This window comes from Rahnella sp. PAMC25559 (assembly GCF_050632365.1).
GTDB classification, from domain to species: domain Bacteria; phylum Pseudomonadota; class Gammaproteobacteria; order Enterobacterales; family Enterobacteriaceae; genus Rahnella; species Rahnella rivi.
Genome location: NZ_CP192543.1, coordinates 4412246 through 4432703, shown reverse-complemented (window position 1 = coordinate 4432703; position 20458 = coordinate 4412246). Strand labels below are relative to the sequence as shown.

The window sequence follows — 20458 nt, the reverse complement described above, 5'->3', positions numbered from 1 at the left end:
TCGCCGTGTCTGAAGCCCGTAACAGGGTCGCCACGATTATCCGCTGGGTAACGATCGTGGCGATAGTTGCCTATCCCTTCGCGGTATGGAGCGGTTTAAAAACCTGGGGGATCGGCATTCTTGCCCCGTTACTGGGGCTGGTTTTTATTCTGCGCCTGCTGACTTTTCGCGGTAAGCTCAGCCAGCTCACCTTCTTTGGTAAAGCGATTGCTGCAGCGGGCATTGTCCTGGTGGCGATCAGTGCGCTGTTACGCGAAACGTCCTTGCTGTTGTATTACCCGGTTGCGGTAAATACCTTGCTGTTTTTTCTGTTTTTCAGTTCATTACGCGCGCGGCAATCTGTTGTTGAGCGCCTGGCCAGACTCAGTGAACCGGATTTATCCCCTGCAGGTGTCATTTATACCCGGCGCGTCACGCAAGTCTGGTGCCTCTTTTTTGTGTGTAACGGTTTTCTCGCTTTATATACCTGCCTTAAAGGAGATGTGGCTCTTTGGGCGCTGTATAACGGCGGGATAAGTTATCTGCTAATCGGCTTATTGATGGGTATTGAATGGATAGTCAGAAAGCGTCTGCAACGGTTATGACGCTCCCAATGGGCCAGTGGCTGAGTGCACAGAGAGCCGATGATCATATGGTTGCCTGGAGCGAAACCCGGTCATGGCGGCAGGCTGAGTTACGCCACGATGTGCTCTCATTCATCAGTCAGATAACCGTCACCCCACATCAGCGCTGGGCCATTTGCCTGCAAGACAATTATGCCTTCGCCGTTGCTTTGCTGGCGGTGATTTACAGTGGAAGAACGCCGGTGTTGCCCGGCCATTTTCGTCAGGCCGTCCTGGCAGAGCAGCTGGAAGAATTCGACGCGCTGATCACCGATCTCCCGCTGTCACCCGGTTGCCCGACACTGACCTTTCCCTGTGATGCCAGCCCCTCCTTTTCATCATTACCGGCATGGCCGGAAAATGCATCGCTGATTTTATTTACCTCAGGCTCGACCGGCAAACCGCAAAAAATCATTAAACTGGTTTCCTCTCTCGAATGTGAAAGCCGGTGGCTTGCTGCGCTTTGGGGGGAAGATCTCCGGGGGAGTTATTTTGCGGCGACCGTTGCCCCGCATCATATGTATGGGCTGACTTTTGCCTTCATGTTGCCCCTGACGCTGGGCCTGCCTTTTTATGTGAAAAGTGTCGAATACCATGAGCAGTTGGTGACGCTTTCCCGCGTCCGCACTTTAGTGCTGACCAGCAGCCCGGCGTTTCTTAAACGACTGGACCCTGCGCTGGAACCGGCCAGCCTGCGGAGCGTCTTTTCTGCCGGAGGTCCGCTGTCCCGTCAGGGTGCGCAATTAACTGCGACAACCTGTGGTTGTTTTCCGCGGGAGATTTACGGGACGACAGAAACGGGGGTGATCGCCCATCGCCAGTCTGATGAGCCCTGGACGCTGTTCAGCGACATCGCTTTCGAACACCGTCTTGATGGCCACGTTGCACTGATGTCCCCGCTAATCCCGCAACCTGAAGGCATGATTCTCAGTGATGAGGTCGACATTCTGCCAGACCGGCGCCATTTCCATTTGCTGGGACGTAAAGATCGGATTGTGAAAATTGCCGAGCAGCGAATCTCGCTCAGTGAAATAGAGCAACGCCTGTGCGCACTGGAGGCGGTGTCCGAAGCCTGTATCATGACCATAGAAAAGCAGGGTAGAGTTTACATCGCGGCAGTGCTGGTTCTGAGCCCTGCGGGTGACCAACAACACAGGGCGCAGGGGCATAACCCTTTTATCGGTCAACTTCGGCAAGCGCTGCGTGACTGGTTGTCGCCGGTGTCTCTGCCGCGTTACTGGCGCATTGTCCCGGCCATCCCTCTCAACCAGCAAGGCAAGCGCGCTGCGGCTGAATTACAGGAAATGTTTTTATGAAGATGCCTGAAGTGCTCAGTCAGCAACAAATCAGCGACAGCAGCCTGATCCTCGAATTACGGCTTCCGGCAGATTTATTCTGGTTCAAAGGTCATTTTCCCTCCTCGCCGATTTTGCCGGGCGTCACGCAGATAAACTGGGTGATGGAATACGCCAGTGCCGTTTTCGGGCTGGACAACAGGTTTTCCGGTATGGAAGTGGTGAAATTCCAGCGGCCTCTGTTGCCCGGTGAAACCGTCAGGGTGCAGATTGACTGGCTGAAAGAAAAACACCGGCTGGTTTTCCGATACAGTCTGGGCGACGTGGTCGCCAGCAGCGGGAAAATCAGCTTATGTCCATGAATCAGCACGAGGCTTTTTCTCCCTGCCTGATTATTCCGTGCTACAACCACGGCGCAATGATGGCACGGGTGCTGGAAAATCTCCGGCCTTTGGGTTTGACCTGCCTCGTCGTCGATGACGGCAGTGATGCGGCGACTGCCGATGAGCTGCAACGGCTGGCTGCCGTGATGCCGTGGATGAGCCTGACGCGTCTGCCGTCGAATCAGGGCAAAGGGATGGCGGTCATGAAGGCGTTGCGGCTGGCAGCCGAAAAAGGTTTCACTCACGCCATTCAGGTTGATGCCGACGGTCAGCATCAGCTGTCAGACGTTCCCGCTATGCTGGACGAAGCCCGCCGCCATCCGGATTGTCTTATCTCCGGTCAGCCGGTTTACGATGACAGCGTGCCTAAATCGCGACTGTATGGCCGTTACATCACGCATTTTTGGGTGTGGGTCGAAACCTTGTCGTTTTCGCTCAAAGACAGCATGTGTGGTTTTCGTGTTTACCCTCTCAAACCCTGCCTGGCGCTGATGGACAGTCATGCCCTCGGGCAGCGGATGGATTTCGACACAGAGATTATGGTGCGCCTTTACTGGCAAGGCACCCGCAGCCGCTTCCTGCCGACGAAGGTGACCTATCCGGCTGACGGCCTTTCGCATTTCGATGCCGTAAAAGACAACATCAAGATTTCATGGATGCACACCCGGTTGTTCTTTGGCATGTTGCCGCGCGTGGGGTTTTTACTGCGCCAGCGACAAAATCTGCCTGCCGGTCAGCACTGGTCAGCCACGCCTGAACGTCAGGGGCTGTGGGGCATTCGCCTGATGATGAAGGTGTATCGCCTGCTGGGATACCGCGCATTTCGTCTGCTGCTTTACCCGGTAATCGCGTATTTCTGGCTGACCGGCCAGACTCAGCGCAGGGCATCAGCCCGTTACCTTGACCGTATCCGCCACACCGCCGCGCAGCGAAACCTGACTTTGCCTTATCCGACCGGCACGTTCCGTCATTTCATGCGTTTTGGGGAATCCTTGCTGAGCAAGCTGGCGAGCTGGCAGGGCGATAAAACCCTGACCGACGCCGTACTGGTTAATCCTGAGGTTTGCGAGGCTCACATCGCGTCGGGGCGTGGAACGCTTATTCTGGCCTCGCATCTGGGCGATATCGAATCCTGCCGCGCATTGGGTGCGCTCAACCACCGGATCATCGTCAATGCGCTGGTTTTCACCGACCATGCCGAACGCTTTAATCAGGTGATGAAAGAGATCAATCCGCAGGCGGTGGTGAACCTGATTCAGGTGAGCAAGATGGGGCCGGATACGGCGATGCTGTTGCAGGAAAAGCTCGATGCAGGAGAATGGGTGGCGATCGTCGGCGATCGTACCTCCGCCAGCAGCCATCAGCGCGGTGAACACGCCCGCGTGATCTGGAGTGATTTTCTTGGCAAGCCGGCCGCGTTTCCGCAGGGGCCTTTTATTCTGGCGGCAGCGCTGCGTGCGCCGGTGATGCTGATGTTTGGCATCATGCAGCAACGGCAACTGCACATTTACTGTGAAAATTTTGCCGACCCGCTGATCCTGCCGCGCGCTCAGCGCCTGCCCGCGTTGCAGGACGCAGTCGATCGTTACGCCGCTCGTCTTGAGCATTACAGCCTGCTGGCGCCTCATGACTGGTTCAATTTTTATGATTTCTGGCAGCATCCAGCGGATGACGCCCCTGAAGGGAAACCTGACTGATATGACGTCCAAACTTGACCCACAATTTAACGATCCGCGATTTTCCACCCGCGTGGAAATCACCGTGCCTTTTCACGACGCTGATTCGATGGGCGTGGTGTGGCATGGCAACTATTTCCGTTATCTGGAAGTCGCGCGCGAGCAATTGCTGAAGCAGTTTGATTACGGTTACCGTCAGATGCTGGCGTCAGGCTATGTCTGGCCAATCGTCGATACCCGCCTGAAATACATTGCGCCGGTTGTCTTCGAGCAACGTATTGAAGTGCGCGCACAGCTGGAGGAAATCGAAAACCGTCTGCGGATCGGCTATCAGATTTTCGACATCGAAACCGGTAAGCGCACCACCACCGGTTACACCTTGCAGGTGGCGGTGGATGCCACCACCAAAGAGATGTGCTTTGTCTCGCCACAGGTGTTGTTTGATAAAACGGGAGTCAGCCTGTGAGATCACTGTTATTTATCCTGCTGGCGGTGTTCAGCGTGGCAGCTCAGGCCGTCACGCTGGAAGAGTTACAGCAGCGTTTTAGTCAGGTGCCGGTACTCAGAGCCGAGTTTGCCCAGCAGCGGACCATCAGCGGCATGGCGCAACCGCTGAATTCCAGCGGAAATCTGGTGATCGCCCAGCAGCAGGGGCTGTGGTGGCAGCAGGAGAAACCGTTCAGCCTGACGTTATTACTGACCGAAAATCGCATGGTGCAGATCATGGCGGGGCAGGATCCGCAGGTCGTCACCGCGCAAAGCAACCCGCAGATGTTTCAGTTCAACTCGCTGCTGAGCGCATTGTTTCATGCCGATCGCCGCGTGCTGGAGCAGAATTTCACGCTCGGTTTCACCGATCAGGGAAAGGGCGCCTGGACGCTTGTCCTGACGCCGAAAGTCTCGCCGCTTAACCGTCTTTTCCGCAGCATCACGCTGCATGGCGAAACTTACCTGAACAATATCGATATTAATGACATGCAGGGCGACGCCACGCATATCCGCTTCTTCAACCAGCAAACGGCGCCAGCCCAGCTGACTGACGCCGAGAAACGCCATTTTGCGTCCTGAACTTCATCGTCGCCTCGCACTAGGCTGGCTGCTGATCATCGCCTTGCTGGTCGCCGCCTTATTCTGGCTGCTGCCGCGCAGTCAGATTAACAGCAGCGTGCTGGCGCTCCTGCCGCAACAGCAGAACACCACCGTTCCGCAGGTGTTTGTAAAAGGTTTCACGCAGCGCCTCGATCGTCAGCTGATGTGGCTGGTCAGCCCGCCGCAGGGCGCAGGCATTGCGCCGCTTGACGACTGGCTGAAACAGCTGCGGGCGTTGCCTGAGCTGAGTCAGGTGGAAGGGCCGATGGATGCTCAACGCCAGCAGGAGTGGGGCACGTTCTTTTTTCAACACCGTAACGCTTTGCTTGATGATGCAACCCGCCAGCGGCTGACGACCGGGGCGGAGGCGCAAAGCCAGTGGATCCTCGGTCAGCTCTACTCGGCGTTTGCCGGCGTCAGTGGCAAAGAACTGGCTCACGACCCGCTGTTGCTGGTCCGCGCGTCACAGATGGCGCAGCAGCAAAACAGCAGCGGCATGACGCTCGATCAGGGCTGGCTGATGGCCCGTGATAAGCAGGGGCGCAGCTGGTATTTAGTGCACGGTGAGCTGAAAGCCTCTTCGTATGACATCACTACCGGCAGGCAGACGGTCGCCAGCCTGAATGCGGTGAAACAGGCCTTTGAAACCCGCTGGCCGGGGGCGAAAGTGCTGGCGCGCGGCACAATTTTCTACAGCAACTATGCCAGCCAGCAGGCTGAACACGATCTTTCCACCATTGGCGCGGCGTCGGTGATCGGCGTATTCGTGCTGATTTTAGTGATGTTCCGCTCGGTGCTGCCGTTGTTGCTCAGTCTGCTTTCTATCGCCATTGGCGCATTATCCGGCACCGTCTTTACCTTATGGGTGTTTGGCGAAATTCACATAATGACGCTGGTGCTGAGTACCAGCATTGTCGGGATCTCCGCTGACTACACCCTTTATTTCCTCACCGAGCGGCGGGTTCACGGCGACACGACCACGCCGCTGGACAGCCTGAAAAAACTGTTCCCGGCATTATCCATGGCCCTGCTGACCACGGTGGCCGCCTATCTGATGCTGCTGATCGCGCCCTTTCCGGGCCTGCAACAGCTGGCGGTATTCGCCGCCGCCGGGCTGAGCGCCGCCTGTATAACGGTGATGTGCTGGTATCCGTATTTATCAAAACGCCTGCCGGTAGGGCCGACACCGGGGCTTGCCCTGATTTTCCGCTGGTTGCTGGCGTGGCGCAGCCAGAAAGCGGTGCGCATCGGCTTACCCGTCCTGATTTTACTGGTGGCTGCGGGCGGAATAGCTCAGCTTAAAATCAATGATGATATTGCTGATTTACAATCGCTGCCCGCCGGGTTACAGCAGCAGGAACAGCAGATTGCCGCGCTGACCGGGCAAACTAACGATCAGAAATGGCTGGTGGTGTATGGCGAAAATGCCGAGCAAACGCTGCAACGCCTCGAAGCGTTACGGCCAAAGCTGGCGCAGGCCAAAACGGGCGGCGTGATTGACGGCTACCGGATGCTCGGGCTGCCCTCCCAGGCACAGCAGCAGCGCGATTTAACCTTGCTCAGGCAGCGTGCGCCGCAGATTGTGGCTCAGTTAGAGCAGGCGGGCATCCGCGTTTCTGTGCCCGATTTACGTCCGCAAACGGTCGATGTTCCGATGTGGCTTAACAGCGTCATCAGCCAGGGCTGGCGGTTATTATGGTTGTCCCTGCCGGACGGGAGCAGCGCGACACTCATTCCTGTCAGTGGCGTTCACGACAGCGCCGCGATGGCAGCGCTGGCGGATTCCTCGCCGGGCGCGGGCTGGATTGACCGTAAAACCGAGTTCAGCGATCTCTTTTCCCAATACCGGGTTTATCTGACCGGCCTTCTGGCGCTGGCCGTGGCAGTGATTGCCGTCATGTATCTCTGGCGTTTCCGCCTGCCGCACGGGCTGATTTGTCTGGTGCCGACTGTTTTATCACTGGCGACGGGCATCGCGGCGCTCGGCTACAGCGGGCATAATCTCAATCTGTTTTCTTTGCTGGCGTTGATCCTGGTGCTGGGCATTGGCATTAACTACACGCTGTTTTTCACCAATCCGCGCGGCACACCGACCACCTCGATGTTTGCGGTATTCATGGCGGTGGTGACGACGCTGCTGACCTTCGGGATGCTGGTATTCAGCGCCACGCAGGCGATCAGCAGTTTTGGCATCGTGCTGAGTTTTGGCATTCTGACGGCCTTCCTGCTCTCACCGCTGACTCTGCCGGTTAAAAAACGAGGACGTAGAAAATGAGTCGATTCACGTTGCCACTTCTGGCCTGGCTGGTGCTTAGCCTCGGCGGTTGTGCCACGCAGCCTCCGGCCAGCACGCTGCCGCAAGCCTGGCTGAAACCCGGCGTTCAGGTGAAATTACCCTCGCCGCTGCTGGAAAAGCCGGTGAGTCAGCAACAGTTGCTGACGGCCACCGTGAAGGGCAAACAGCAGTCGCTGCTGGTCTTACTTAATGCCGATGGCAAATCGCTGCAACTGGCCGGGCTCTCTCCGCTGGGGATCCGTCTGTTCAAAGTGGTCTACGATCAACAAGGGATCCACACCGAGCAGGCCATAAAAATTGACGGTTTACCTCCTGCAAATCAGGTTCTGGCCGATATCATGCTGAGCTACTGGCCGGTCGAACGCTGGCAGCCGCTGCTTCCTGCGGGCTGGCGGCTGGACGATCAACCGCTTCGCCGCACGTTGCTGGATAACCACGGGGCGACGATCACCCGCATCGACTATCTGCCGAAAGGCGCGACCCGCCAGCCAGTGTCGATCACCCAGCAGGCTTTTCATTACCAGATAACTATCCAGAACGTCGGTGGCTAACATGATTTACTTTTCGGCCGTGGGCATGGTGAACGCGCTGGGCAACGATCTTGTACAGATCGCACAAAACCTCACGGCGGGCACTGCGCCTGGCATGTCATTGCAGGAAGGCTGGTTGACGGAAAACCGTCCGGTCTGGCTTGGCACCGTCACGGGCGATCTGCCGGCGATCCCGGGTGATCTGATGGCGCACCGCAGCCGGAATAATCAGCTGTTGCTGGCCGCGCTGGCGCAGATCGAATCTCAGGTCAGCGCGGCGATCGCGCAGTACGGCAAAGATCGCGTTGCGGTGATCATGGGCACCAGCACCTCTGGCATTGCTGAGGGCGAAGAGGCAGTGCGCTATTTACATCAGCACGGTGAATTCCCGCCGGGCTTCGATTACCGCCAGCAGGAGCTTGGCGATCCGTCGCAGTTTATGGCTGAACTGCTGGATCTGAGTGGCCCTGCGTACACGTTGTCTACCGCGTGTTCCTCCAGTGCGCGGGCGATCATCAGCGGCAAGCGACTGATCGAAGCCGGGCTGGTGGACGCGGCCATTGTCGGCGGTGCTGACAGCCTTTGCCGCATGCCCGTGAACGGCTTTAACAGTCTGGAATCGTTATCGCATGGGCGGTGCGCCCCGTTCGGACAGGGGCGCGATGGCATCAATATCGGTGAAGCCTCCGCGCTGATTTTACTGACCCGCGAACCGGCAGAGGTCGCACTGCTCGGCGTCGGTGAATCTTCCGATGCGTGGCACATGTCTGCGCCACATCCGGAAGGGCTCGGGGCGGAAAGGGCGATCTCGATGGCGCTGAAAATGGCCGGGCTGACCGCGAGCGACGTGGGGTACATCAACGCTCACGGCACGGCGACGCCGCTTAACGATCAGGTGGAGGCCGCTGTCATACATCGTCTGTTTGGCAACAGCACGCCGTGCAGTTCGACCAAGCATCTCACCGGCCATACGCTGGGTGCCGCCGGCGCGACGGAAGCCGCGCTCAGCTGGCTGATCCTGACGCAGGCTCTTCATCTGCCGCATCAGGATTTTTCACAGATTTCGCGCGATGTCAGCCTGCCGGATATCTGGCTGGCTACGACCGGGCAACCGCTCGCCAGACCGGTGATCCTGTCTAACTCTTTTGCCTTTGGCGGCAACAATGCCAGCATTCTGATCGGGAGGCCGTCATGAGTTATCAAAACGCGGCGGATTTTTTACCTCACGCTGAGCCGATGGTCTTGCTGGAAAACGTGATTGAAGTGACCCGCGACACCGCGTTGTGCAGCGTTTTGGTGAGCCAGGACAGCGTACTGGCCCCCTTTCTGAATGCGGACGGTGCGTTGCCTGCCTGGTTTTCCCTCGAGCTGATTGCGCAGACGATTGGCGTGTGGAGCGGCTGGCATGGCGCACAATCCGGCGAGCCGCCACAATTAGGTATGCTGCTGGGAGGACGTGGTCTTAAATGCGCCGTCCCGGAATTTGCGGCGGGCAGTGAATTATTAATCAGAGTATCGATGGTATTACGCGATGAAAAAATCGCGAGTTTTGAAGGTGTTATCAGTATTAAGGGTGAACAAGACAACCTACAGGTTGCACAGGGACGGCTGAATACTTATCAGCCAGACAAGGACGAAATAATAAAATTAACTCAGGGGATGCAGGCATGACGCGTTCAGTATTAGTCACCGGCGCCAGTAAAGGGATCGGTAAAGCCATTGCCATCCGGCTGGCGAAAGACGGTTTTGAGGTAGCGATTCACTACCACAGCGATAAAACAGGCGCTGAAGATACCTTGCAGCAGATCGCCGGATTCGCCGGCAGTGGCCGTATTGTGCAATTTGATATCAGCCACCGTGCGCAGTGCCGCGAGGCAATCGAGCGTGATATTGAGGCGCACGGCGCGTATTACGGCGTGGTTAATAACGCCGGTATTACCCGCGATGCGGCGTTTCCGGCACTCACCGATGAAGACTGGGATGGCGTGATCCATACCAATCTCGACAGTTTCTATAACGTTTTACATCCCTGCGTTATGCCAATGATCGGGCTGCGTCAGGGCGGGCGCATTATTGCGCTGTCCTCTGTTTCGGGTATCACCGGTAACCGCGGGCAGGTCAATTACAGCGCGGCCAAAGCGGGCATTATCGGTGCCTGTAAGGCGCTGTCGCTGGAGCTGGCAAAACGCAAAATCACCGTGAACTGTATTGCGCCGGGGCTTATCGATACAGGCATGCTGGAGATGGAAAAACCGGCGTTCGACGCGGCGATGAGCATGATCCCGCTCAAACGTATGGGCAACGCCGATGAAGTGGCGGGCCTGGCGAGCTATCTGATGTCAGATATTGCCGGCTATGTTACCCGTCAGGTGATTTCCATCAACGGAGGCATGGTATGACACACCGTGTAGTCGTCACCGGCATGAAAGGAATTACAGCGTTCGGTAATCACTGGCACGACGTCAGCGCCCGCCTGCAGCAGGGGCGTAACGCGGTTCGCCACATGGACGAATGGCTGATTTATCAGGGGCTGAATACGCATCTTGGTGCGCCGGTGGATGACTTTGTTGTCCCGGCGCATTACACCCGCAAGCGCATCCGTTCAATGGGGCGTGTCTCGCTGCTGTCCACCCGCGCGGTGGAACTGGCCCTGGAACAGGCGGGTTTACTTGATGATCCGATCCTGACCAACGGCGAAACCGGCATTGCCTTCGGATCTTCCACCGGCAGCACCGGGCCTGTCAGCGAATTCGCCACCATGCTGACGGAAAAGCACACCAACAACATCACCGGCACCACGTACGTGCAGATGATGCCGCACACCACGGCAGTGAATGCCGGTCTGTTCTTTGGTCTGAAAGGGCGGGTGATCCCGACGTCCAGTGCCTGCACATCGGGCAGCCAGGGCATCGGCTATGCGTATGAAGCGATCAAACACGGCTACCAGACCGTGATGGTGGCGGGCGGTGCGGAAGAGTTATGCCCGTCGGAAGCCGCGGTTTTTGACACGTTGTTCGCTACCAGCCAGCAAAACGATCACCCTGAATTATCTCCCCGTCCGTTCGATGCGCAGCGTGACGGGCTGGTGATTGGCGAAGGTGCTGGCGCGCTGATCCTTGAATCCCTCGAACACGCCAGCGCGCGGGGTGCGAAAATTTATGCCGAGATCGTCGGGTTCGCCACCAACTGCGACGCTGCGCACATCACTCAGCCGCAGCAATCCACCATGCAAATTTGCATTGAAAAAGCGCTGAAAAACGCCGGTATTTCTGCGGCGGAGATTGGCTACATCAGTGCGCATGGCACGGCGACCGATCGCGGGGATATCGCGGAAAGTCAGGCGACGGTGGCGGTCTTTGGCGACAGAACGCCGATTTCGTCGCTGAAAAGTTACTTCGGCCATACGCTCGGCGCCTGTGGCGCGCTGGAAGCCTGGATGTCGCTGGAAATGATGCGCGAAGATCGCTTTGTTCCAACCATCAACCTGACGCAACCGGATCCGCTGTGCGGCGAACTGGACTACATCATGGGCGAATCGCGTCATATTCAGACCGAGTTTATTCAGTCGAATAACTTCGCGTTTGGCGGCATTAATACGTCGCTGGTTTTCCGTCGCTGGCCATAACTGATGACGTCTGCGTATTTCGTGACGGCACAGCTGAACGACCGCTTCCCGCTGTCGCGTTTGCCCGCAGACCTTCTCGCGCGAAGTGAAAGCATGAACCACCCCGCCCGCAGGCAGCAATGGCTTGCGGGAAGGGCGCTGCTGGCGCAAGCAATGTGGGCTTTTAAAGGCTGTGAAATGCTGCCCGCTATGCAGATTTCCGCCACGGGTAAACCGTCGTTTGTCGATCCCTCCCTGCCGCATTTTTCCCTCAGCCACAGTAAAAACTGTCTGCAACTGGTACTGTGCGACGCCGGACAAACCGGATGCGACGTCGAGCAGATGCGCCCGCGCCCGCGTTATCTGGCTATCGCGCAGGCGGCCTTCAGCGCTGGCGAATTCCGGTGGATGGTGGAGCAGACCGATCCGCAGACTGCCTTCTGGCAGCTCTGGTGTTTACGTGAGGCGTGGCTGAAACAGCAGGGCGCAAGCGTCTGGCAAATGGACCGCCTCCGTCTCGACCCCGCCGCAAGACGTTTTACCTCGCAGCCAGCGACCGGCAGCCGGTTATGGTGTGCAAGTCGTGGCACGGTGATGAGCGCGGTGGCCGTTCCGCAAGGCGCCGGGGCGCCGGAGGAATACCGGTTTGAACCCGCCAGCGGAATGCTTATTTCTCAGCGTCAGCGCGTCTGGACATCCTTTGATGCCGGGAGCCGATGAACCGACATTTCCGCGAAACCGGCATCACCTCATCGCGAATTATTTCCTGTCAGAATCCCCGAGCTTCTCGCTTAAAAAATCAATGAAACTCCGAATCCGGGTACTGACCCGCTGGTCGCTGTAATACACCGCGTGCAGTGGCATCGCGATGCGCATGACATCCGGCACCAGCAGTTTGACTAAATCCCCGCGCTGCACATCTTCATCGGTCATGAAATCCGACAGACAGGCGATACCGTTGCCCTGCAAACACAGCCTGCGCAGCGTTTCGCCGCTGCCGGAACTGATAAACGGGGTGATCGTCAGTTGCTGGCCATCGGCGCACAGCAGCGGCCATTTGTTCAGCGCGACCACTTCGTTAAACCCCAGACAACGGTGCTTCAGTAACGCGTCGACGCTTTGCGGCGTTCCCCATTTTTTCAGGTATTCCGGCGAGGCCAGCACGCTGCGGTAGCTGAGCATCAGTTTGCGGGCGCGCAGGCTTGAATCCTCAAGCTCACCGACGCGGATCGCCACATCAACTTTGTGGTCGATCAGATTGATGTTGCTCTCGGAAGAAAACAGCGCCAGCGACATCTTCGGAAAGCGTTCGGTGAATTCAGCCACCAGCGGGGTAATGACGTGCAGGATCACCGGCGTGGCGGCGTCTACGCGCAGCAATCCCTGCGGATCGTCACGGTTTTCCAGTAAGTCGTCTTCGGCGGCAGCCATGTCATGCAGGATTTTCTGCACGCGAACAAAATACCTTTCACCTTCATGTGTCAGGCTGATCTGGCGCGTAGTACGGTTGAGCAGGGTGATCCCAAGCTTTTGCTCCAGCCGTTTCAGCGTCCGGCTGACGACTGAATTATCCTGCCCAAGCTGTTCCGCCGCACGGCTAAAACTGCCACTTTCCACCACGGTCACAAAGGTCATCAACTCTTCAGAACTGGCTCGCATTGATGTTACTCCAGCATAAATCATTTGATACTTTGGTTATTTCTGTCATTTAAGCACAAGCAGATCAACGCCGCCATCGAATCAGGTCCGGTGATGGGCGGGGCTTTTTTTATGCTAGCCTTTAGGGGAACAGGCGGGTTGTATACCCTTGTAAACAGATTTGGCCTGAGCGCCTGCGGGCGTATACTGAACTTTCGTTGAGAGATGATCTCTCACATAGCATCATTGAATGAGTGAACAGGCGATTAGCGTGCGAAAAAAAACATATGCAATGAGGTATGTGGCAGGTCAGCCCGCTGAGCAAATTTTCCCAGGCGCCCTCGCACATTTGGGGCCAGATTTGCCGCCGGGTGCCGCACTTCCTAACTCGAATATTTTGCGCGTCATGGTGTGGAATATCTTCAAACAGCAGCGGGCTGACTGGTTGTCAGTCCTGCGTGATTTCGGCAAAGATGCGCAACTTGTATTACTTCAGGAAGCGCAAACCACGCCGGAACTGATCCGTTATGCCACGTCCAACTATCTGGCAGCCGATCAGGTGCCTGCGTTTATGCTGCCTCAGCACCCCTCTGGTGTGATGACACTGTCCGCGGCACACCCGGTCTATTGTTGCCCTCTGCGTGAGCGTGAGCCGCTGCTCAGGCTGGCAAAATCGGCATTAGTCACCGTCTATCCGTTACTGGATGGCCGTCTGCTGATGGTTGTAAACATTCATGCGGTCAATTTCAGTATTGGGATCGACGTTTACAGCAAGCAACTTGACCCGATTGGTGAGCAGATTGCCAATCATAAAGGCCCGGTGATCATGGCGGGGGATTTCAATGCCTGGAGCAAACAACGTATCAACGCGCTGTTTGGTTTCGCGGGAAATATTCATCTGGAAGAAGTGCGGTTCCCGGCGGATTACCGCAAACGCGCCTTTGGCAGACCGCTCGATTTCATCTTCTATCGTGACCTGAGCGTGGCTCACGCTTCCGTCATGGAAACCCGTGCGTCTGACCATAATCCGCTGCGCGTAGAGTTTCTGGCCGGTAAACCCCTGGTGCAGTAAAAAAGCCCTTCCCAAATTTTGGATAAAAAAAAGCACCCGGAATGTTCAGGGTGCTTTTTTATGGTCCAAACCTGTCAGGTTTCCGGGCTCATTTTGTTGCTAACAAACAGCGTTAGCTTTTTGCCTGGCTGAAGGTTGTCTGCTGACGCGTTCCAGCGCATGACATCTTTGATGTTCACGCCGTGACGTCTGGCAATGCTCGACAACGAATCGCCTTTACGTACCTGATAAGTGATGCTGCCACCATTTACGCTGGTATCGCTGACGCTGTTATCCGCCACCTGCAGTGTTTGCCCAACTTTTAACGCGCCTGCTGAGCGCAAATTGTTCCAACGCTGTAGATCACGGGTTTTCACATTCAGTCGGGCTGCAATACCAGACAAGCTGTCGCCGGAGCGAACCTTGTACTGTTTTGCCCCTGACGGAGTGTTGCTGGCCAGTTGGGTTTGCTGCACTGCGGCGATATCGCCATCAGCCAGAGAATCCTTTAACTGGTCGGCATGCGCCTTCGGCAGAACAATGTAATGCGGGCCATTCGGCGCGGTCACATTCTTCTTGTAGCCAGTGTTAAACGACTTCAGCTTGGTCAGTGACATACCTGACATTTCAGCGGCCTGCGTTAATTGCATTTGCTGTCCGACTTCAACACGCGCCAGAGCACGGTCTTCACTCGGTTTCGGCAGGTTGATGCCATACTTCTTACTGTTCTTTAAGAGGTCACTCAGCGCTAACATCTTCGGAACATAAATCGATGTTTCACGCGGCAGTGCCAAAGACCAGAAATCCGTTGGTCGACCTTTTGCTTTATTCGCTTTCACCGCTTGCATCACGCGGCCTTCACCACTGTTATACGCAGCCACGGTCAGTAACCAGTCGCCGCCAAACATCTTGTTCAGGCGTTGCATCATATCAAGCGCAGCAGTCGTCGAAGCCACAACATCGCGGCGTCCGTCATACCACTGGTTTTGTTTCAGACCATAGTTGCGACCCGTCTGCGGCACAATCTGCCACAACCCAGCAGCGTTAGCTGATGAGGTTGCTTTGGGGTCAAAAGCGCTCTCCACTATGGGTAGCAGTACCAGTTCCATCGGCATCTTACGTTTCTTAATCTGCTCGGTGATCCAGTACATGTACGGCTCTGCCCGTAATGTTACATCGTGGAGATAGCTCTTATGTTTTAAATATTTAACTCTTTGCTCGCGGATCCGGGGGTTATCCGGAACCTTCATCTTCAGCTCGTCGCCAATGAAGTTCCACAGGTTTTGCTGAGAGGCGGCGTCGTTTCCATCCAACCATCCCCCAGAGGCCGCTCGGCCATCACCTGTGAACTGTCCTGCTTCTTCACTTTGACTTGCTGAAGACAAACTCTGTGCATGTTGCTCGGGTACCTTCGCGCCCTGCCTGGACGCCTGGCAACCGGTGAGCAACATGGAGGCGATTATTAGGATCGCATATGCCTTCATGTGTGTGTCATAGTTGCTTAAAAGACGAGCGATAATACTTTGCTAAGAAGAAAAACACAACCTTTGGGTTCAGAAGCTATCCTTGAGAGCCCTTAAATGGGCGAAAACGTGCCAGGCGGGTTTTAAGGGATCGTTAAGGTTTAATTTGTTTTGTAAATCAAGATCATCACATCGTAAAAATAGGTTAATTTTCCGTTCAAGACCGAGGGTAGAAGGCAGGGAAGATTGTCCCTTTTCGCGCATTTGTTGCACTTTGTGCTCATGAGAATGAATATCATGATCCTCGGGCAAAATGGACCTCGCAAACTTAAGATTTGAGAGAGTATATTCATGCGCGGCACAGACGAATGTTTCATCAGGCAGTACGGCTAACCGTTGAAACGACTGGTACATTTGTTCGGGGGTCCCTTCGAACAAACGGCCGCATCCGGCTGAAAACATCGTGTCTCCGCAGAATAGATAAGGTGCGCTATAGTATGAAATATGACCAAGAGTGTGCCCGGGGGTAGCAAAGATTTGCCATTCCAGACCGCCAATTTCCAATTTGTCACCGTTTTTAAGACTAATCTGACTAAATTTGTTCTCAGTTTCGTGAGGTCCGTACACTTTCAGAGCAGGAAAATGGCTGCAAATCTCGTTTACTCCCCCCACATGGTCATGATGATGGTGGGTGAGAAGGATCGCATCAGGGGTTAAATTGTGCGATTTTAACGCGGCCAATACCGGCGCCGCTTCGCCCGGATCGACGATCTGACAATGCCCTTTCTGGTCATCCAGCAACCAAATGTAATTGTCCTGTAACGCAGGAATACTGATAAGATTCATGGCAACCTCTCTTTGGCAACTGCTTGAAAGAAGATAATAAAATATGCGACCCGCCCGCGCCCGTAAGAACATTGTTGCTCCGGCTTCATGGGATGAAATCCCGTGCGGCGACTACTACCGTGCCGCGCTTGAGCAACAACTGCAACCCTGGTGGGGAAAACTGTACGGTTTTCACCTGCTGAAAATCGGCGCATTAAGTGCCGAACTCAATGCCGAAGCCTGTCCTATTTCGCATCAGGTCAATTTCGCCTCGCAGGGAGAAGGGATGCACGTCAGAGGCGACCCTTACTCTCTGCCGTTCGCCGCAAAATCTGTCGATGCCTGCCTGCTCAGCCATACGCTGGCCTACGCCGAAGACCCGCACCGCATATTGCGTGAAGTGGATCGCGTGCTGATTGATGATGGCTGGATAGTGTTGAGCAGCTTCAATCCCCTGAGCCTGCTGGGGCTGGGCAAACTGATGCCGTTCTTTCGCAAACGTCAGCCCTACAGCAGCCGCCTGTTCACCCAAATGCGGTTACTTGACTGGCTGTCTTTACTGAATTACGAAGTGATGGTTCACCGGCGTTTTCATGTGCTGCCGTGGAGGAAAAACGGAGGGAAACTGCTGAGTACGCATCTGCCCGCGCTGGGCTGTATGACGCTGATTATTGCGCGCAAGCGGACTTTCCCGCTGACGCCGATGGCGAAAAAAGTGCCCGCGCAGAAACAAAAAATACCCCAGGCGGTGGGAGCAACGAAGAGTTACCGGGAAGAACATCGGGACTAAAGTTCTACACCGTCCCTCTGATGAGGGGCGGCGGGGACAGGGTGTGGTTCCTGCGGCGTTAATTCTCGGCCTGATAACCGACATCTTCCAGCGTCGGATTGCCCGCCGCTTCTTTTGCCAGCACGTCACAGCGTTCGTTTTCCGGATGACCGGCGTGGCCTTTCACCCACATCCAGTTCAGCTGATGTGTCTGAATGGCGGCGTCGAGACGCTTCCACAAATCGACGTTTTTCACCGGTTTTTTATCCGCTGTTTTCCAGCCGCGTTTTTTCCAGTTATGGATCCAGGTGGTAATGCCCTGGCGCACATACTGGCTGTCGGTGCTCAGCGTGACTTCGCACGGCGTGGACAAGGCTTCCAGTGCCACAATTGCCGCCATCATTTCCATGCGGTTATTGGTGGTCAGCCGGAAACCGGCGCTGAACTCTTTTTCATGCTGCTTATAGCGTAAAATCGCACCGAAACCGCCGGGGCCGGGATTACCCAGGCAGGAGCCGTCGGTGAAAATTTCTACCTGTTTGGTCATCTCTGGTAGACTCTTCCATCAAATGTAAAAGCCAAGTCTGACATAAACGAGCGCTGCGAGCACTGCAATATGATTTCTTCTCCTACCAGACAGATTGTTCTCGATACCGAAACCACCGGTATGAACAAACTCGGCGTCCATTACGAAGGGCACCGGATTATTGAAATCGGTGCCGTTGAGGTGGTGAACCGCCGCCTGACCGGCCGCAATTTTCACGTTTATCTCAAGCCCGATCGCCTGATCGACCCGGAAGCCTTTGGCGTTCACGGCATCAGCGATGAATTCCTCGCCGACAAACCGACGTTTGCCGAGGTCGCGGACGATTTTATCGAATACATTCGTGGCGGCGAACTGGTCATCCATAACGCAACGTTCGATATCGGCTTTATGGATTACGAGTTCGACATGCTGGGCCGTAATCTGCCGAAAACCGAGACCTTCTGTAAAATCACCGACAGTCTGGCGATGGCGCGTAAGCTGTTTCCCGGCAAACGTAATAACCTCGATGCGCTGAGTGATCGCTACCTGATCGACAACAGCAAACGTACGCTGCACGGCGCACTGCTTGACTCCGAAATCCTGGCCGAAGTGTATCTGATGATGACCGGCGGCCAGACCAGCATCAAGTTTACCCACGAAGGTGAGCAAAACACCGGTGCGGACGGGCAGGGGATCCAGCGGATCGCGCGTCCGGCGTCCGGCCTCAAAGTGATCAACGCCAGCGAGCAGGAGCTGGTGTGGCATGAAGAGCGTCTTGATCTGGTAGTGAAAAAAGGCGGCAGTTGTTTGTGGCGTTCCTGAGTCGAATTTTTCAGGCTGTTGCACTTAAAATATGCAGGATGCAGAAAAACTGTGCAGTTGTTTGAAAACGAGAGGAAAAGCATTGACGGCGTCGCGGGGATTCCTTACTATCCGCTCCGTTCTTAACCAGAACAAAACGCGGAGCGGTAGTTCAGTTGGTTAGAATACCTGCCTGTCACGCAGGGGGTCGCGGGTTCGAGCCCCGTCCGTTCCGCCACTATTCAGAAGCCCTGAGTGAGAAATCACTCAGGGCTTCGTCGTTTCTGCCGTCCTGGCATTTTCCTTCCTTCTCTGTTCTGTTTATTCCGCTTCGGCTTTCAGATAGCCCAGTTCATGGCTGCTTACACGATCGTGACGTGCAATAAACCGGTAACAGCCACCGGACAACAGCGCGCCAATGAACCAGCTAAAGTTCGCCACCTGATGCAGGCCCGGCGTAAAGCTGATGACCAAACCAATCACTACGGCAGGCACCAGCGCCGCGATCGCTTTCGGGTTAAAGCCGTTGCGGTACCAGTAACGTCCGGAAGGTGTGGCGTTGAACAGCGCATCGACATCCATCTGGCCGCGTTTGATCAGGTAATAATCCACCAGCAAAATCCCGAACAGTGGCCCGATAAACGCGCCCAGCACGTCCAGCGTGTAGTGAATCAGTTCCGGTGACTGGAACAGGTTCCACGGCGTCAGCAGAACAGAGCCGACGGCCGCGATCATCCCGCCGGTGCGGAAGCTGATTTTTTGCGGCGAGCAGTTAGAGAAATCAAAAGCCGGCGAGACAAAGTTCGCAACGATATTGATCCCGATGGTAGCGATGATCATCGTCAGCAGGCCGAGCGCTACGGCCACGCTGTTACCGACGCGGCTGACCGTTTCGATAGGATCGGTGATCATCTGGCCGAACAGAGATTGCGTCCCTGACACGATAACCACGGTCACAATGGAGAACAGCAGGAAGTTAAACGGCAGGCCCCAGCGGTTACCGCGACGGATTTCGCTCATACTTTTGCCATAACGCGAGAAGTCGCCGAAGTTCAGCAGCGGACCGGAGAAGTAAGACACCACCAGCGCGGTGGCCGTCAGCATTTCCCAGCCCTGCTGGCCGACGGTCAGCGTTTTAGTCGACAGCGTGAAAGAGATATTGCTCAGGCCGGTTTTATACAAAATCCAGCCCGCGAGCATCAGCATGACGACATACACTGCCGGGCCCGCCACGTCGATGAAGCGTTTGATCGCGCTCATGCCGTGCCAGAACACCATGGCCTGTAACACCCACATAATGCCAAAACAGATCCAGCCCAGCGCCGACAGCCCCAGCCAGTGCGGCACGGTCAGCGGAGTGATTGACGGGAAAAACTTCAGCAATACCAGCATCAGCGCGCTGGCGGCCAGATAGGTCTGAATGCCGTACCAGGCGAAGGCTATCAGCCCGCGGATCACCGCCGGAATGTTTGCCCCGAATACGCCAAACGCCTGACGGCAAATCACCGCGTAAGGCACACCGGCCTGCTGGCTCGGTTTCGCCACCAGGTTGGCGCAAATCTGCACAATACAAATCCCGCATAACAAACACAGCAGCACCTGCCAACTGGTCAGCCCGAGTGTGAAGAAACTCGCCGCCACCACGTAGCCCCCCATGCTGTGCACATCGGACATCCAGAAAGAAAAGATGTTGTACCAGCTCCAGTTTTGGTGACGCGTTGGCGCTAAATCATCATTGCACAGCCGCGGGCTGTAATAAGGCTTGATGATCCCGGCGCTCTGTTCAGAAGACGCCGTGGCGGAGGTGATTTCCTGATTTGGCATAAATCGTGCTCCTGTCATAAACAACATGTGAAAGTCGGAAGCCGGATCTCCGGCTGCCAAAAGATGAAAGCAGTCACAGGAGCACT

General features: G+C 55.8%; 21 protein-coding genes and 1 tRNA gene. 17 read left to right on the top strand and 5 right to left on the bottom strand.

Annotation, left to right across the window (positions count from 1 at the left end; translation table 11 throughout):
* The first annotated feature begins 5 nt into the window (after positions 1-5).
* Genes ACQZQY_RS21425 through ACQZQY_RS21365 form a run of 13 tightly spaced genes read left to right on the top strand, consistent with a single transcriptional unit; the run spans position 6 to position 12195 of the window.
* Positions 6-584 carry a hypothetical protein gene (locus ACQZQY_RS21425; protein ID WP_431296383.1) on the top strand — a complete coding sequence of 193 codons (579 nt, stop codon included), beginning with the start codon at positions 6-8 and terminating at the stop codon, positions 582-584.
* Entirely contained in the window at positions 581-1918 is a 1338-nt protein-coding gene (locus ACQZQY_RS21420; protein WP_431296382.1) for an AMP-binding protein, read from the top strand. The genes ACQZQY_RS21425 and ACQZQY_RS21420 overlap by 4 nt, the downstream gene beginning before the upstream one ends.
* A complete protein-coding gene (locus tag ACQZQY_RS21415; protein ID WP_217204671.1) occupies positions 1915-2259 on the top strand; it encodes a 3-hydroxyacyl-ACP dehydratase FabZ family protein in 345 nt (114 codons plus the stop codon). The genes ACQZQY_RS21420 and ACQZQY_RS21415 overlap by 4 nt, the downstream gene beginning before the upstream one ends.
* Complete coding sequence (locus tag ACQZQY_RS21410) at positions 2256-3977, top strand: glycosyltransferase family 2 protein (protein ID WP_431297227.1); 1722 nt, start codon at positions 2256-2258, stop codon at positions 3975-3977. Before ACQZQY_RS21415 ends, ACQZQY_RS21410 begins: the two co-directional genes overlap by 4 nt.
* Before the next feature lies 1 nt (position 3978).
* Positions 3979-4422: an acyl-CoA thioesterase gene (locus ACQZQY_RS21405; protein ID WP_122097344.1), complete on the top strand. Its 444-nt coding sequence runs from the start codon at positions 3979-3981 to the stop codon at positions 4420-4422.
* The gene (locus ACQZQY_RS21400; RefSeq protein ID WP_122097345.1) at positions 4419-5024 is read left to right on the top strand and encodes a LolA family protein; all 606 of its coding nucleotides are present in this window, start codon (positions 4419-4421) and stop codon (positions 5022-5024) included. The genes ACQZQY_RS21405 and ACQZQY_RS21400 overlap by 4 nt, the downstream gene beginning before the upstream one ends.
* Positions 5014-7320 (top strand): MMPL family transporter, encoded by a 2307-nt coding sequence (locus ACQZQY_RS21395; protein WP_431296381.1) that lies wholly within the window; start codon positions 5014-5016, stop codon positions 7318-7320. The genes ACQZQY_RS21400 and ACQZQY_RS21395 overlap by 11 nt, the downstream gene beginning before the upstream one ends.
* Positions 7317-7892, top strand: a complete 576-nt coding sequence (locus ACQZQY_RS21390) for a DUF3261 domain-containing protein (RefSeq protein ID WP_056781621.1) — start codon at positions 7317-7319, stop codon at positions 7890-7892. The genes ACQZQY_RS21395 and ACQZQY_RS21390 overlap by 4 nt, the downstream gene beginning before the upstream one ends.
* 1 nt (position 7893) lies before the next feature.
* Entirely contained in the window at positions 7894-9066 is a 1173-nt protein-coding gene (locus ACQZQY_RS21385; RefSeq protein WP_431296380.1) for a beta-ketoacyl-[acyl-carrier-protein] synthase family protein, read from the top strand.
* Positions 9063-9542 (top strand): 3-hydroxy-fatty acyl-ACP dehydratase, encoded by a 480-nt coding sequence (locus ACQZQY_RS21380; protein WP_431296379.1) that lies wholly within the window; start codon positions 9063-9065, stop codon positions 9540-9542. The genes ACQZQY_RS21385 and ACQZQY_RS21380 overlap by 4 nt, the downstream gene beginning before the upstream one ends.
* Entirely contained in the window at positions 9539-10270 is a 732-nt protein-coding gene (locus ACQZQY_RS21375; RefSeq protein WP_431296378.1) for a 3-ketoacyl-ACP reductase FabG2, read from the top strand. The genes ACQZQY_RS21380 and ACQZQY_RS21375 overlap by 4 nt, the downstream gene beginning before the upstream one ends.
* Positions 10267-11496: a beta-ketoacyl-ACP synthase gene (locus tag ACQZQY_RS21370; RefSeq protein ID WP_431296377.1), complete on the top strand. Its 1230-nt coding sequence runs from the start codon at positions 10267-10269 to the stop codon at positions 11494-11496. Before ACQZQY_RS21375 ends, ACQZQY_RS21370 begins: the two co-directional genes overlap by 4 nt.
* Positions 11497-11499: 3 nt before the next feature.
* On the top strand, positions 11500-12195 hold the full coding sequence (locus ACQZQY_RS21365; RefSeq protein ID WP_431296376.1) for a 4'-phosphopantetheinyl transferase family protein: 696 nt from the start codon (positions 11500-11502) through the stop codon (positions 12193-12195).
* Positions 12196-12234: 39 nt separating this feature from the next.
* On the opposite strand, the gene yafC is transcribed toward ACQZQY_RS21365, so the two are convergent.
* Positions 12235-13134 carry a DNA-binding transcriptional regulator YafC gene (yafC, locus tag ACQZQY_RS21360; protein WP_056781607.1) on the bottom strand — a complete coding sequence of 300 codons (900 nt, stop codon included), beginning with the start codon at positions 13132-13134 and terminating at the stop codon, positions 12235-12237.
* Positions 13135-13384: 250 nt separating this feature from the next.
* Here yafC and ACQZQY_RS21355 point away from each other — a divergent pair, with 250 nt between their 5' ends.
* Complete coding sequence (locus tag ACQZQY_RS21355) at positions 13385-14185, top strand: endonuclease/exonuclease/phosphatase family protein (RefSeq protein WP_431296375.1); 801 nt, start codon at positions 13385-13387, stop codon at positions 14183-14185.
* A 74-nt stretch (positions 14186-14259) separates the two neighbouring features.
* On the opposite strand, the gene mltD is transcribed toward ACQZQY_RS21355, so the two are convergent.
* Positions 14260-15648 carry a murein transglycosylase D gene (gene mltD, locus ACQZQY_RS21350; protein WP_056781602.1) on the bottom strand — a complete coding sequence of 463 codons (1389 nt, stop codon included), beginning with the start codon at positions 15646-15648 and terminating at the stop codon, positions 14260-14262.
* A gap of 69 nt (positions 15649-15717) precedes the next feature.
* A complete protein-coding gene (gene gloB / locus ACQZQY_RS21345; RefSeq protein ID WP_431296374.1) occupies positions 15718-16473 on the bottom strand; it encodes a hydroxyacylglutathione hydrolase in 756 nt (251 codons plus the stop codon).
* A 43-nt stretch (positions 16474-16516) separates the two neighbouring features.
* Here gloB and ACQZQY_RS21340 point away from each other — a divergent pair, with 43 nt between their 5' ends.
* Complete coding sequence (locus ACQZQY_RS21340; protein WP_122097352.1) at positions 16517-17242, top strand: class I SAM-dependent methyltransferase; 726 nt, start codon at positions 16517-16519, stop codon at positions 17240-17242.
* Between the two features lie 58 nt (positions 17243-17300).
* Here the strand turns inward: ACQZQY_RS21340 and rnhA are convergent, their stop codons facing one another.
* Positions 17301-17768, bottom strand: coding sequence for a ribonuclease HI (rnhA, locus tag ACQZQY_RS21335; protein ID WP_056781594.1), 468 nt, complete (start codon positions 17766-17768; stop codon positions 17301-17303).
* 69 nt (positions 17769-17837) lie between these two features.
* Here rnhA and dnaQ point away from each other — a divergent pair, with 69 nt between their 5' ends.
* Entirely contained in the window at positions 17838-18569 is a 732-nt protein-coding gene (gene dnaQ, locus ACQZQY_RS21330) for a DNA polymerase III subunit epsilon (protein ID WP_431296373.1), read from the top strand.
* A 140-nt stretch (positions 18570-18709) separates the two neighbouring features.
* Positions 18710-18786 (top strand) — tRNA-Asp (locus ACQZQY_RS21325).
* Positions 18787-18869: 83 nt separating this feature from the next.
* On the opposite strand, the gene ACQZQY_RS21320 is transcribed toward ACQZQY_RS21325, so the two are convergent.
* Positions 18870-20372 (bottom strand): NCS1 family nucleobase:cation symporter-1, encoded by a 1503-nt coding sequence (locus tag ACQZQY_RS21320; RefSeq protein ID WP_183848058.1) that lies wholly within the window; start codon positions 20370-20372, stop codon positions 18870-18872.
* Positions 20373-20458 lie beyond the last annotated feature (86 nt).